The 12485-nt window shown below is 60.3% G+C and carries 13 protein-coding genes; 5 read left to right on the forward strand and 8 right to left on the reverse strand.

The window, feature by feature from the left end; all coding sequences use genetic code 11:
- Nucleotides 1-6 precede the first annotated feature (6 nt).
- Together AC1PUL_RS03900 and AC1PUL_RS03905 are read right to left on the reverse strand one after the other, a co-directional pair.
- Nucleotides 7-1392, reverse strand: coding sequence for a putative bifunctional diguanylate cyclase/phosphodiesterase (locus AC1PUL_RS03900; RefSeq protein WP_480466716.1), 1386 nt, complete (start codon nt 1390-1392; stop codon nt 7-9).
- A gap of 229 nt (nt 1393-1621) precedes the next feature.
- Entirely contained in the window at nt 1622-2725 is a 1104-nt protein-coding gene (locus tag AC1PUL_RS03905) for a saccharopine dehydrogenase family protein (RefSeq protein ID WP_480466717.1), read from the reverse strand.
- A 150-nt stretch (nt 2726-2875) separates the two neighbouring features.
- On the opposite strand from AC1PUL_RS03905, the gene AC1PUL_RS03910 reads away from it, so the two are divergent.
- Nucleotides 2876-3307, forward strand: coding sequence for an Lrp/AsnC family transcriptional regulator (locus AC1PUL_RS03910; protein WP_480466718.1), 432 nt, complete (start codon nt 2876-2878; stop codon nt 3305-3307).
- A gap of 97 nt (nt 3308-3404) precedes the next feature.
- Nucleotides 3405-3866: an avidin/streptavidin family protein gene (locus AC1PUL_RS03915; protein ID WP_480466719.1), complete on the forward strand. Its 462-nt coding sequence runs from the start codon at nt 3405-3407 to the stop codon at nt 3864-3866.
- A gap of 113 nt (nt 3867-3979) precedes the next feature.
- On the opposite strand, the gene AC1PUL_RS03920 is transcribed toward AC1PUL_RS03915, so the two are convergent.
- On the reverse strand, nt 3980-5323 hold the full coding sequence (locus AC1PUL_RS03920) for an HD-GYP domain-containing protein (protein ID WP_480466720.1): 1344 nt from the start codon (nt 5321-5323) through the stop codon (nt 3980-3982).
- A gap of 91 nt (nt 5324-5414) precedes the next feature.
- Complete coding sequence (locus AC1PUL_RS03925) at nt 5415-6758, reverse strand: HD-GYP domain-containing protein (RefSeq protein WP_480466721.1); 1344 nt, start codon at nt 6756-6758, stop codon at nt 5415-5417.
- Nucleotides 6759-6955: 197 nt separating this feature from the next.
- Here AC1PUL_RS03925 and AC1PUL_RS03930 point away from each other — a divergent pair, with 197 nt between their 5' ends.
- Nucleotides 6956-7540: an ATP-dependent Clp protease proteolytic subunit gene (locus tag AC1PUL_RS03930; RefSeq protein WP_480466722.1), complete on the forward strand. Its 585-nt coding sequence runs from the start codon at nt 6956-6958 to the stop codon at nt 7538-7540.
- A 77-nt stretch (nt 7541-7617) separates the two neighbouring features.
- On the opposite strand, the gene AC1PUL_RS03935 is transcribed toward AC1PUL_RS03930, so the two are convergent.
- Together AC1PUL_RS03935 and AC1PUL_RS03940 are read right to left on the reverse strand one after the other, a co-directional pair.
- The gene (locus AC1PUL_RS03935; RefSeq protein WP_480466723.1) at nt 7618-7947 is read right to left on the reverse strand and encodes a hypothetical protein; all 330 of its coding nucleotides are present in this window, start codon (nt 7945-7947) and stop codon (nt 7618-7620) included.
- A 109-nt stretch (nt 7948-8056) separates the two neighbouring features.
- Nucleotides 8057-8278 carry a DUF2798 domain-containing protein gene (locus AC1PUL_RS03940; protein ID WP_480466724.1) on the reverse strand — a complete coding sequence of 74 codons (222 nt, stop codon included), beginning with the start codon at nt 8276-8278 and terminating at the stop codon, nt 8057-8059.
- A gap of 541 nt (nt 8279-8819) precedes the next feature.
- Between AC1PUL_RS03940 and AC1PUL_RS03945 the strand changes: the two genes are divergently transcribed.
- On the forward strand, nt 8820-10094 hold the full coding sequence (locus AC1PUL_RS03945) for a putative bifunctional diguanylate cyclase/phosphodiesterase (RefSeq protein ID WP_480466725.1): 1275 nt from the start codon (nt 8820-8822) through the stop codon (nt 10092-10094).
- 7 nt (nt 10095-10101) lie between these two features.
- Here the strand turns inward: AC1PUL_RS03945 and AC1PUL_RS03950 are convergent, their stop codons facing one another.
- Both AC1PUL_RS03950 and AC1PUL_RS03955 read right to left on the reverse strand, forming a co-directional pair.
- Nucleotides 10102-10602 carry a hypothetical protein gene (locus AC1PUL_RS03950; protein ID WP_480466726.1) on the reverse strand — a complete coding sequence of 167 codons (501 nt, stop codon included), beginning with the start codon at nt 10600-10602 and terminating at the stop codon, nt 10102-10104.
- 143 nt (nt 10603-10745) lie between these two features.
- Nucleotides 10746-11681 (reverse strand): hypothetical protein, encoded by a 936-nt coding sequence (locus tag AC1PUL_RS03955; RefSeq protein ID WP_480466727.1) that lies wholly within the window; start codon nt 11679-11681, stop codon nt 10746-10748.
- Between the two features lie 42 nt (nt 11682-11723).
- Here AC1PUL_RS03955 and AC1PUL_RS03960 point away from each other — a divergent pair, with 42 nt between their 5' ends.
- Complete coding sequence (locus AC1PUL_RS03960) at nt 11724-12479, forward strand: DUF5131 family protein (protein WP_480466728.1); 756 nt, start codon at nt 11724-11726, stop codon at nt 12477-12479.
- Nucleotides 12480-12485: the final 6 nt, after the last annotated feature.

Consider the following 12485-nt stretch of genomic DNA (forward strand, 5'->3'; position numbering starts at 1 on the left):
CGCCGGTCAGCCGGCGGCGAGGCGCGGGGCGGGACGTATTGCCGGGGCCTCCGGCATTGGTTTGGGCGTCGGCGCCAGCACGGAGATCTCGAAATCGGCAAGCGGCATGGGGCGGCCGAAGAGGTAGCCTTGGAAGAAGCGGCAGCCGGTGGTTTCGAGAAAGGCAAGCTGGGCGCGGGTTTCGACCCCTTCGGCCACGGTTTCCAGGCCAAGATCGGTGGCAATTGCCCGGATCGAGCGGACAAGGGCGGCGTCGCGGTCGTTTTCAGCGGCCGCCGTGACGAAGCTGCGATCGATCTTGAGTTCACTCACCGGCAGCCGGCGCAGATAGGCGAGCGACGAATAGCCGGTGCCGAAGTCATCGAGCGAGAAGGTGAGGCCGAGCGATTTCAAAGCCGCCATCTTCTCGGCCACGGGCTCGAGCCCGGCGATCAACACGCTTTCGGTGAGTTCCAGCCTGAGACGCGTGGGGTCGATGCGGTGGCGGGTGATGAGATCGCGCAGCGTGGTTTCGAAATCGGCTTCGTTGAACTGGCTGGCGCTGACATTGACGGAGAGGGTGAGGCGGCAAAGCCTCGGATCGGCCTGCCAGCGGGCGAGCGTCGTGCAGGCCTGTTCGAGGACAAAGGCCCCGAGAATCGGCATCAGGCCGACATCTTCGGCAGCGGGTACGAATGTCGATGGCGGTATCGGCCCTTTCAAGGGATGGTGCCAGCGCAGCAGCGCCTCGGCGCCGACCACGTGACCGCTTCGCTCGACCTGCGGCTGATAGACGAGGCTCAATTCTCCCTGGCGCAGCGCACGGACCAGGTCGCGGGCTATTCCACGCGGAGCGGAGAGGCGCTGTTGCAGCGTGTAGATCGCCCCGCAGAAGATCAGCGCGGCCATGGTCGGATTGAGCCATACGCCGATGCGGTGCAATTCCGGCGGGACGGGCTGGGCAAAGGGCAGTCTGAGATCGGCCGCATGCAGGACGACAAAGGCAATCAGGCTCGCGGCAATCACCGACAGTTGCATCCGGGAGGGCCGATGCAGGTGGTTGAGATAGGCGACCATGCCAAGCACCGGCAGGAACAGATGGGTGACGCGCGGGGCGCCGTTCTGCGGGACGTCGAACATCAGGCAAAAGCCGATGACAAAGATGAGGAAGCTGAACTGCGCCACCAGCAGGAAGAGATCGAGCCGCCGACGGGTGACGAGAACAAAGCAGATCAGGGCCGCGACGACCGGAAAGAACTCGGCCAGCGCCAGCAAAAGATGGCCCTGGATGAGGAAGATGACCGTCCAGAGGAGCGCAAAGCCGCCCACGGCAATCGACACAGCCCGATAAACGCGAATGACCCGGGCGAGCCTGTGCTGCTCATTGACCTTGCCGAACATAAGCTGCCCCATCGCCCGCTTCGGAGCTTCGGTTGGATCTTGGCCGGGCTGCCGATGCATCCCGAGTTTGGATCGAAATTCAGCATAACCTAACTTAGCCTGCTAAATAAACCTTATATGTCGAAGATTGCGTTTTCCTCTTTTCGGGCGGTCTCTGCACCGCAAAACGGGTTGGGGCGGCCCATCCTGCGATGAGCCGCCCCTCCGGACCTTTGCGGCCCATCCTCCCCCCGGAGAATTCTCAGCCTGCTTTGGCGACCTTCATGACCTCAGGGTCGTAAACCCGACCGAAGCGGTTGGCGAGGAAGGCATCAAGACCGATCTCCTCCTGGCGCACGAAACCGGCCTGCGGCAGCGTTCCATCGGCGAGCAGATCGAGCACCGTGCAGATGCCGGCGGCGGTGGTGATCTGGATGGCGCTCATCTTCTTGCCCGCAACAACGCCGGCATAGACCTTGTTGGCATAGGTCTCCTGCAGGTAGCGGCCGTCCTTCCAGCCACAGACGGTGACGAAGATCACGACGACATCCTGCATGGTGGCGGGCAGGGCGTTTTCGAAGAGGTCTTTCAAAACGTCGCGGCGATTCTTCAGGTTGAAGTCGTTCAAAAGCGCCTTGATGATCGCCTGGTGGCCGGGATAGCGGATGGTGCGATAGTTCATCGTGCGCACGCGGCCTTCCAGCGTCTTGGCCAGCGTGCCAAGGCCGCCCGAGGTGTTGAAGGCTTCATAGGTGACGCCGTCGAGCGAGAATTCCTCGCGCTCTTCCATGGCCGGCACGACCGCGAGCTTGCCTTCAACGATCGCCTCACAGGGCTCGATGTATTCGTTGATCAAGCCATCGGTCGACCAGGTCAGATTGTAGTTCAGCGCATTCGACGGATACTGCGGCAGGGCGCCGACGCGCATCCGCACCGTATCCAGCGTATCGAAATGTTTGGTCAGATCGTTGGCGACAATCGAAATGAAGCCCGGCGCCAGGCCACACTGGGGAATGAAGGCGGATCGCGCGCCGCGGGCCAGTTCTTCAACCTTGCGGGTCGTCGCCACATCTTCGGTCAGGTCGAGATAATGCGTCGCTGTGCGGGCCGCACTTTCGGCAATCGCACCGGTCAAATGGAAGGGGGCTGCCGAGAGGACGGCGAACTGGCCAGCCAAAGCAAGATCAAGCGCCTTCGTATCGGTGATGTCGAGTTCGAGGGTTTTCACGGCCGGATGCGAGTCGATTTTTGCCAGCTGGTCGGCGCTACGATCGGTGACGGTGACCTGGTAGTCGCCGGTTTCGGCCAGCATGCGGGCAATCGCGCCGCCGATCTTGCCCGCGCCGATGATGGTGATGTGTTTCATGATTTGCCCCTCGCATGCTGACAAGCCCGCCAAAGCCAGGCTTGATATCCTTGATCAAACCAGTGTGGCGGCGGCACCTGTCGATTCCAAGTGACGATATGAGCAAACTGCGGTATCGTTATAGGCATAACGACGATCACGATGGGCAAAATGCAGATTTCGGACAAGGACAGAGAACTTCTGGCGCTGCTGTCGGAGAACGCCCGCATGCCGGTTGCCGAACTGGCGCGTCGACTCGATCTGTCGCGCACGACGGTCCAGGCCCGGCTGGAACGGCTGGAGGGGCAGGGGGTGATCGCCGGCTATCAGGTGCGGCTGTCGGATGCCTATCAGAGCGGGCTGATCCGGGCGCATGTGATGATCACGATTGCGCCCAAGGCGCTGTCTGCCGTAACAGCTGAACTCAATGCCATCAAAGAAGTGTCCGCGCTGTATTCGGTGAATGGGCCCTACGACCTGATTGCGATCGTCGCGGCACCGTCAATCTCTGAACTCGACCGGTTGATCGATCGGATCGGCGATTTGTCGGGTGTCGAACGGACGCTCTCATCAATCATCCTCTCAACGCGGATTGCACGGTGATCGGCACACGAAAAGATTGTATTGGTCCACTTTTGTTTAGAGAAGTTTAATAAACCTCATGTTGAAGTGACGTCGATGGATTATCCGAGGGGTTGCCATGAGAGTGACAGCATTCCTACTGGCCTTCAGTCTTTTTCCGACATTCCTTGCAGCGCAGCCCATCGACCGACCCGAGGCGAAAGAACATCCTTTTCCCGGTGCGTCCAACTGGATCAACCGACAGGGTTCGGTGATGATGCTGGATATCGGTCCGGATGGTCTCGTCCAGGGCTTTTTCATCAACAATGCGCCCGGCAAAGGCTGCCGTGGCATTCCCTATACGTTGCGTGGTCAGATGCAGGGTGATGCGATCTCGTTCCAGGTCAGATGGCGAAACGGGGTGGCCGACTGCATGAGCGAAACGCAATGGCGCGGCCATATGCAGCCATCCCGCAATGGAGGGTTTGAAATCGTCGCCGAGTGGCAGCGTTCCTCGACGGTTGCGCTGACGTCGCAAGAGATCGTTCCTGAAAGCGGTCTCGATGTCTTCACATTCCGGCCGTTTACCAACTCTCGGTGACGCGAACCTGTACGTCCCTATTGTCGCAAGTTGTTGTCAGACGGGACCGTCGGTACCGTTAGGCAGCCTGATAGCCTATCAACGGCACTTGGTATAAATCGCGAAACGCCTTATCAGGCTGCCTTGAGCTCTGCCCTGGCGAGAGCCCGTTCGAGTGCGGCGATGCAGGCTTCGTCGTGATGACGACCGGCGCCGTCCCAGAGGATGGCGAGTGCCTTCTCGACTGGCATCGCGGCCCGGTATGGACGGTCTGCAGTCAGGGCGTCGAAGACATCGGCTGCGGCGACGATGCGGGTCTCGAAGGAAATCTGATCCCCTTTCAGGCCGCGCGGATAGCCGGACCCATCGAGCTTTTCGTGATGGGCACCACCAATCAACGCGAGATCTGCGAAGGCTGCGATGCGGGACAGGATCATTTCCGAGAATTCCGCATGCCGCTTCATCTGCTCCCATTCCAAGCCTTCCAGACGGCCGGGTTTGTCGAGCACGTTGTTGGAGACACCAAGCTTGCCGATGTCATGCAGCAGGGCTGCGCGTTTCAGTCTTCGGCGTTCGGGCAGGGCCATGCCGAGCTCCTCGGCGATCAGATCGGTGAAGAGCGCGACACGTTCGCTGTGGCCCGACGTGTAAGGGCTCTTGGCGTCGATGACGCGCGCAAAACCCGCGGCGATGTCATCAAGATAGTCTTCGTGAGCCATCACGGCCTGGCGGCCCGGCTCCATGGCGAGCACATAGGCTTCGAGAGTGTCCGAACCGAGTTCCGCAAAGAAAATCGGGGTGGCGAGCGTTTCGAAGGCGGCAACCAGTTCGGGGTCAAACCAGCTGCCGGCGCGCTTGCGGACTTCGGCGAGTGCGGCTTCGCTGCCCTCGTGAACGAAGAAAACGTCGATGACCTGCGCCATCAGGGCGATGCGGGCAAAGAGATGGATGTCATCGCCCTTTAATCCTCGCGGCTTGCCGCCGCCATCAACATGCTCGTCGAGATCGAGGATGCCACGCGCAACCTCTTCGGAAAATCGCATCTGGCGGGCGATCTCCGCGCCGCGCTGGCAGCGCGTCTGGATCAGGCTGGTCGATATCTCGCCGCCATTCTTGAAGATGTTGAGGATGCCACGGAACCGCTCGGCCAGGCCCGCTTCCATGCCGGTATGGGAAAGAACGAACTTCAGAATCTGCGGGAAAGAGCCATCGATCAGCTTGAAGTCGCGTTTGAACTTCAGGTCGTCGGCGAGATACAGTTCGCAGATGCGGGCGGCATTTGACGAGCAGCCAAGGTCCTTCAGGAGCAGCGTGTAGTAGAGGTCCCGCAATTGCTCTTCCTTCAGCCCGAGGGACTGACCAAGGCGGGTGCCGATAAAGCAGCAGCGGACGCAATGACCGGGTGGCTGTCCCTCGGTCATGTCGAGCGCATGGCTGAGCGCCTCGATCAGTTCTGCAAGCCTTATGGTCTCCGTCATGGCGGCTCCTCTCGAGCAAGAAGCCTAGGCGACGGACGTTAAGAACGGGTGTTGTGCTGCAATCGTGCCAAACGCAGCGCACCGGCTAAACTCATGCCGCCTCTCGGGTCTGCGTGCCAAGCACCCGTTCCAGAGCGTCGATGCAGACGGGATCGTGGTGCTCTCCCTGGCTTGCCCGGATCATCGCAAGCGCCTTGTCCGTGGGGATCGGGTCGCGATAGGGGCGAGAGGCCGTCAGGGCGTCGAAGACATCTGCGGTCGCCACAATGCGGGTGGCGAAGGTGATCTCGTCGCCTTTCAGCCCCCGGGGATAGCCTTTGCCATCCAGCCGTTCGTGATGGGCGCCGCCGATCGTGGCCAGTTCGGCAAAGGCTGGAATGCGCGAGAGGATGCGCTCCGAATGGGCGGCATGATCCCGCATCTCCTGCCATTCCAGCGCGTCGAGCTTGCCCGGTTTGTTGAGAATGCGGCCGGAGACACCGAGCTTGCCGATGTCATGCAAGAGGGCAGCCCGCCGCAGCGTCCGCAGCTCGCCCTCTGTCAATCCGAGCTCTCGGCCGATCTCCACGGTAAACTCAGCCACACGTTCGCTGTGGCCTGCGGTATAGGGGCTCTTGGCGTCGATGACGCGGGCGAAACCTTCGACGATATCGTCCAGATAGTCTTCATCCGCCAGGATGATCTTCTGACCCGGCTCGGCGGCCAGCACATTCGCCTCGAGATCTGGTGCGGCCAGTCCTACCCAGAAATCTGCGTCCGCCGTAACCTCCAGAAGGGCATCGGCGATCTTCGGGTCTAGCCACTGCCCGCGGCGCTTGCGGATTTCTGCCCGCGCGGCCTCCGGGCCTGACCTGGTGTTGAAGACATCCAGCACCTGGGCGGCAAGGGCAATGCGGGCGGACAGGTTGATCGCCTCTGCCTTCAAGCCCGCCGGACGGCCGGAGCCATCATAATGCTCGTCGAGATCGCGGATACCCTCCGCGACGGCTGCGGAAAACCGCATCTGACGGGCGATCTCGGCACCGCGCTGACAGCGAATGGCGACAAGTTCGCTGGCATGACGGCCACGCCTGAGAGCCGCGACAATGGCCGCGAAGCGACCGACAAGACTGCGTCGGCTTCCAGCGTGGCGGAAGACCTGGATCAGCAGGCTCGGCAGCGACCCGTCGACACGCTTGTAATCCCGCTTGAACCTGGTGTCGTCGGTGTCGAAGAGTTCGCACATGCGCATGGCATTGGCCGAGCAGCCAAGATCCTTCAGCATCAGCGTATAGTAGAGATCATGCAGCTCTTCTTCCGAGAGCCCGAGCTTGCGGCCGACCGCACTGCCGATATAGGCCGTGCGGATACAGTGACCCGGATCCTGACCTCCGGTGAGGTCAAGAGCATGGCTGAGGGCGCCGATCAGCTCGGCAAGGCGTATCTTGGCAGGCATGCGCAGTCTCCGTTCCTGCGAATAATAGCCCCCAAATGTTAAGGGGTCGTAGATTATTCGTATATTCCGAAAGTCCTATCTGTTTTGGCGGCAACCTCCTGTTCACTCCTTCCATGCTTGTCTTTTTCGCGCATTGTCTTAAGCCATGAGACGCACTATGTGCGGATGAGCCAAACCAACGAGGACTATCCCCTGTGATGAACGAAGACGAAGACGACAAGAGCAAGGAACTGCCGATCGGCAAGGAAACGGAAGCGAACCTCTTCAAGTCGCGTTCGATCTTCATCTATGGCGGTATCACCATGGAGCTGGCGCAGAAGGTCTGCACGCAGCTCGTCGCTCTCGCTGCAGCCTCGGACGAAGACATCCGCGTGTTCGTCTGCTCGCCTGGCGGCCATGTGGAAGCCGGTGACGCGATCCACGACATGATCCGCTTCATCAAGCCGAAGGTCTGGATCATCGCGACCGGCTGGGCGGCGTCTGCCGGCTCGCTGATTTTCGTCGCGGTTCCGAAGGAACGTCGTCTGGCCCTGCCGAACACCCGCTTCCTGATGCACCAGCCGTCTGGCGGCACGCGTGGCATGGCCTCGGACATCGAGATCCAGGCCCGCGAAATCATCAAGATGAACGAGCGTCTGATCAAGATCTACGCCAAGGCCACCGGCCAGTCGGAAGAGAAGATCGCCAAGGATATCGATCGGGACTACTGGCTGTCGGCCGAAGATGCCGTCACCTATGGTCTGGTCGGCCGGATCATCGAGAGCCACGCCGATATCGGCTGATTGGCTTCTAACGTAAAGATAAAAGAAAGCCGCCGGAGCGATCCGGCGGCTTTCTTCATTCTGGCTTCTTCTGCCGCTCAGATCAGCGGGCAACCGCGCCGATTGGCAAATCGCAGCTGCTCGGGGCCGCGGCGGGTGAAGCCGCGCACCGTGACACTGCGATCTGTGATGCGGACGACTTCGGCACGACGAAGCCCTTCTTCGCGCGCGGCGCGCTCGGCCTCGCGCGGGCTGCAGCCCCGATCGCGGATGCGATCACGCTGGGGGATGACCGGGCGGATGCCGTCCGGCCCGATGCGCAGCTCAAGCTCCTGGGCATGGGCCGGGGGGACAAGCGGTGCGGTGAGCGACGCACCGGCAATTGCAAGCATGCCAACACATGCGACGCGCAGAATTCTAGCGGACATGATCGGGTCCTCCTTCATTGTTGTGGCGGGAAAAGCCAGAAGGAGGGAAATGGTTCCCGGCGGCCCGGCCTTTTCGCCGGAACCGGGGCTGCAGCAAGGTCTCTTTTGTTCAGCTGCGGGTGAGGAGGCGGGCCAGGCGGAACGCAAGCGGACCGACGCCCAGCGACAGCGTGAAGGCGATCGGAAAGGCCATCAGGAAGCTCTTGGCCCATTCGGCGAAGAAGGCGGGCGAGGGGCCGAGATGCAGGAAGCCGAAGATGCCGGTCATCAGGCCGGCCATCATCAGGGCGATCAGTGCCTGGGCGAGGATGAGGGTTTTCTTGTTCGTCACGTCATGTCTCCACGTTTCTCAAAAGGCGGTGGAGCTGGTGGCGAAGACCTGGTCGTCGAGCACAGCACCACCCGTTTCCGGTTGATGCCGTGGGTTCGCCCAAGCAGGCGACTAAGTCCCGCAAAGAGAGCGGGGGCCGGGATAACCGAACCGGCCTTACGTTTTTCGGCTGGCCTCTGATAGTGGATCCTGCGACCAGGAGTCAAGATTTCACCGCGATATCGGCCGTTAACCTTGACGCGCGTCTTATGTTTGTTTTCGGGGCCGACAATGATTTTGAAAGGACTTGGCGGTGAAGCTTTGCACTCTTGCTGTTATACGAAGTGTCGATGATAGGAACCGATCCTATGGGTTCTTATCATCGACACTTGGTATTAGACATCTATTCACGTTGGCAATTTCCGGCCGGGATTTCTTATTCTTGTCTGTTTCCGATCTTCCTAATGCTCTGGCGATCTCGCGCCGTTCGACTGTGCGGCGGTGACGGATGACACGACCGCACCTCTCCCCTAGGACGGCGGACGGTCGGCACAGCCGGCGGGTGACGAATCTCGTCCTCTATGGCGGTTTGATTGTCGTGCTGGTCAGCGCCGTCTGGGTGGGCGCTGCGTTGCTTTTCTTGGCCCCGCACGCGCTTGCCACCTCGCTGATCGCCTTGGGTGTCGGGACTGCCATGCTTTCACTGGCGCTTGCCAACCGGATCCGGGCGGCTGCTCTGGTCATGTCGCATGGCCTGTTTCTGGTGGTGTTCCTTGCGGCGCTTATCGAGGCGCCGGCGCCGGGCATACCTTGCTCGATGCACTTCTATTTTCTGCCGGTGCTGGCAGCGACCTATCTCGCTTTCCGGCGGGAAGGCTTCTATCTCAAGGCCGTTCTGCCCTCGATCGGGCTCGCCGGCTTTCTCGGCTTTTCGCTCGATATGGTTCCGCATGTGGTTCTCCCGGGCCTGTCCGGCGGTTCGGGCATGATCGAGGTCTTCGCCCATCAGATCACCGGGACGGTCGCCACCTGTGCGGTTGTCGTCATCATGCAGGCGGATGTCGATGCCCGCCGCGCGCTGGAGGGCGATATCCGCCGGGCGATTGCACGGGGCGAGTTCCAGCTGCATTACCAGCCGCAGGTCGATCAGCGCGGGCGCATTACCGGCGTTGAAGCCTTGCTGCGCTGGCAGCATCCGGCACGCGGCATGGTGCCACCGAACGCTTTCATCCCGCTCGCCGAGGAGACGGGGCTGATCATCCCGATCGGCGAATGGGTCTTGCGGACGGCTGCGGCGCAACTGCAGGCCTGGGCGGGGTCGCCGGAGACGCGGGACCTGACCATTGCCGTCAATGTCAGCGCCACGCAGTTCCGCCAGCCGGATTTCGTCGAGCAGGTGCGGTCGATCATCACTCTTTCGGGCGCGCGGCCGGAAGCGCTGAAGCTGGAACTGACGGAAAGCGTGCTGGCCGAGGATATCGACGTCGTCCAGGCCAAGATGCAGGCGCTGAAGGCCTTTGGCATCACCTGGTCGCTCGACGATTTCGGCACGGGCTATTCTTCGCTGAGCTCGCTGAAAAACCTGCCTTTCGCGCAGATCAAGATCGACCAGTCCTTCGTGCGCGACCTGCTCGCCGATCCCCGCAACATGGCGATCGTGGAGACGATCGTCCGGCTGAGCGACAGTCTGGGGCTTTGCGTGATTGCCGAGGGGGTGGAGACGGAGGCGCAGCGCGCGGCGCTGGAAAAGGCCGGCTGCAGCCACTTCCAGGGCTATCTCTTCGGCCGACCGGTGCCTGTTGCCGAGCTTCTGTCGAAATTGCAGACGGCGGCCTGAGGCGCGATTAGCGCCATTCGTGGAGTTTTTCGCCTGTCAGCGGTCTCAATGTGACCAGCGGCAGGGCGGGGAAACGCTCCGCATAGGCCAGGGCGTCCGCCTCGTCGTTGAAGCCGATGAAGATCATCGACAGCACCTTCGCCTTCGGGGCGCCCTTCTTGCGATAGGCAAGCTTCACCGCGCAATGGGGGAAGGCTTCGTCCAGCACCGCAGCTTTGGGCAGCGCATCCGACAGCGCCAGATGGGCGCCGAGGCCAAGGAAACGGTCGATGGCGGCAAAGGCGGTCGCCTCGGGCAGCTGCTTGTTTTCGCTCGAGCCCGGCGCGCGGCCCCAGAACAGGCTGTCGACCAGCCCCTTTGAACGCTTGGACTTCACCACCACGAGACCACCGGCCGCAACGAGCTCCAGATGGGCGTCCCAGGTCTGGAAGAGGTCCGGGGATTGGTGGAGTTCGGACAGCAGGGGGCGGAGGGTGGTGGTTAGGTCGGTGTGGAGGGCAGGGGGCATAAGCGAGTGTCTCGGGGTGTGGTTGGGTGGTGGCGGCCTCGTAGCATGGTGGGGGCGAGGTGGATATGGGGGGAGCCGTGAGGCCGGTACTCTAACGGTTGCCGCCAGAGGTCGCAAAACTGTCGGCCCTCGATAATTCTCCACTACAGATATAACTCCTCGACTCTGCCATTCTGTTTGGTCCCATGCACAAGGAAACACGTTCGCTCGAAGTTCGATTTTGCCTTCCAGAACCACTCTGAGATTAGCTGTGTTTTCTCTGAGATCCCCTGATAGTCAGCGTACTTCATGGGAACTGGATTTGAGGTTTCAATAGGACGCGCTGCCAAGTGGGTTGATATTTCTGCCACCATTCCCGCCGCAAAATCTGCGATGGACACCAGATCCTCGCGGTACATGTGTGAACAGTCTTGCCCTGTTGTTCCCATTCCGAACCATCCGCGCTCGGTCGAAGAGAATACCCCTGAAAGTGTGGCGGCCATGCGTTGAACATCTAACCACATCAATTCGTTACCAAGGCTTGGGTCTTCGTCGCTGATCCAAGTCATCGACTGCTTTTGAGCTACATACCGGTCAGCCAAGAGCGCAACTAGCAGCGCCTTCCTTGTCGCTTCTTCAAGGGCCAAGGGCTTCCAACGGGCCTCCAGACTGAAAGCAGCGTTATCCGGGCGAATTGAAGGCATCTGCGACAGCAGTTGTTTTTCAAATGCGAAGACCAGAAGCCTTCCAGTCATCAACTTTGTGATGTCAAGGAAGTGTGCAAGAGCCCTCGGATTGTTGGTTTTGCCAAAACTTTTGAACGACAGCCGGCGATTGTCTGGAATGGACTGTTTCCGAAATAGCCACCGTGCTTGATCCCATTCCCAATTCAGTTCATTTGTGACGATGAAGGCGTATGTAACAAAACGGCTTCTCCGGTGCTGCCCGGAGTAGTCCGACGCGATTAGTACTGCTTGATCGAGGGGCGGGTTCCAACCCTTATCAGCGAGTGCTCCGCGAACAACGGTTATCCACGGCTGCGCCTCAATCAGCTGCGCATACATGCGATCGAGCTTTTGTCGCTGATTTTCGTGTTCCATCAGAGTAAAGTTTACCATAGGTTGAAGTGATTCGGAGGTCGGATGGCTCAAAAGACAGATATAGAGTGGACCGATGCAACCTGGAATCCTGTGACAGGGTGCACAAAAATTGGTCCGGGCTGTGACAACTGCTACGCGGAAAGATTCGCCGAACGCTGGCGCGGAACGGAGGGGCATCCATACGAGCAGGGTTTCGACCTGCGGCTTTGGCCGTCCCGTCTTGGCCAGCCCGCCCTCTGGAAAAAACCCCGTATGATCTTCGTGAATTCGATGAGCGATCTTTTTCACAAGAGCATCCCATCAGATCATGTAGACGCGGTGTTCGATGCAATGGAGGGCGCCAACTGGCACGTTTACCAAGTGCTGACAAAACGCTCGTCGCTAATGCGCAGTTACGTTCAACGCCGCTATGGTTCAGGTAAGGTCCCATCCCATATCTGGTTAGGCGTGTCTGTCGAGGATGCCGCCCACAAGAATCGAATCGAGCATCTAAGGCAAATCAATTCAGACGCACGTTTTATCTCTTTTGAACCGCTGCTTGGCCCAATGGGCGACGTCGACCTCACCGGTATTGCCTGGGCAATAGTCGGCGGAGAAAGTGGGCCTGGTGCAAGACCCATGGCTGCGTCATGGGCCACGCAACTGCGGATAGCATGTGAGCGCTACGGGGTGGCATTCTTCTTCAAACAGTGGGGAGGCGCTCGTCCCAAATCTGGCGGACGGTTGCTTGAGGGAGAGGAGTGGAATGGGTTTCCATGGCAAATTGTTCCCTCTGCTATTATAGCTGAGCTCCGTTAGGAAAAT

The sequence above is a fragment of the Rhizobium sp. P43 genome (assembly GCF_056730705.1).

Coding starts and splice junctions, on each gene's coding strand:
- AC1PUL_RS03950 (WP_480466726.1), bottom strand. CDS start 10,602: ATGCCCCCTGCCCTCCACACCGACCTAACCACCACCCTCCGCCCCCTG.
- AC1PUL_RS03915 (WP_480466719.1), top strand. CDS start 3,405: ATGAGAGTGACAGCATTCCTACTGGCCTTCAGTCTTTTTCCGACATTC.
- AC1PUL_RS03910 (WP_480466718.1), top strand. CDS start 2,876: ATGCAGATTTCGGACAAGGACAGAGAACTTCTGGCGCTGCTGTCGGAG.
- AC1PUL_RS03900 (WP_480466716.1), bottom strand. CDS start 1,392: ATGGGGCAGCTTATGTTCGGCAAGGTCAATGAGCAGCACAGGCTCGCC.
- AC1PUL_RS03905 (WP_480466717.1), bottom strand. CDS start 2,725: ATGAAACACATCACCATCATCGGCGCGGGCAAGATCGGCGGCGCGATT.
- AC1PUL_RS03955 (WP_480466727.1), bottom strand. CDS start 11,681: ATGGAACACGAAAATCAGCGACAAAAGCTCGATCGCATGTATGCGCAG.
- AC1PUL_RS03935 (WP_480466723.1), bottom strand. CDS start 7,947: ATGTCCGCTAGAATTCTGCGCGTCGCATGTGTTGGCATGCTTGCAATT.
- AC1PUL_RS03920 (WP_480466720.1), bottom strand. CDS start 5,323: ATGACGGAGACCATAAGGCTTGCAGAACTGATCGAGGCGCTCAGCCAT.
- AC1PUL_RS03925 (WP_480466721.1), bottom strand. CDS start 6,758: ATGCCTGCCAAGATACGCCTTGCCGAGCTGATCGGCGCCCTCAGCCAT.
- AC1PUL_RS03960 (WP_480466728.1), top strand. CDS start 11,724: ATGGCTCAAAAGACAGATATAGAGTGGACCGATGCAACCTGGAATCCT.
- AC1PUL_RS03930 (WP_480466722.1), top strand. CDS start 6,956: ATGAACGAAGACGAAGACGACAAGAGCAAGGAACTGCCGATCGGCAAG.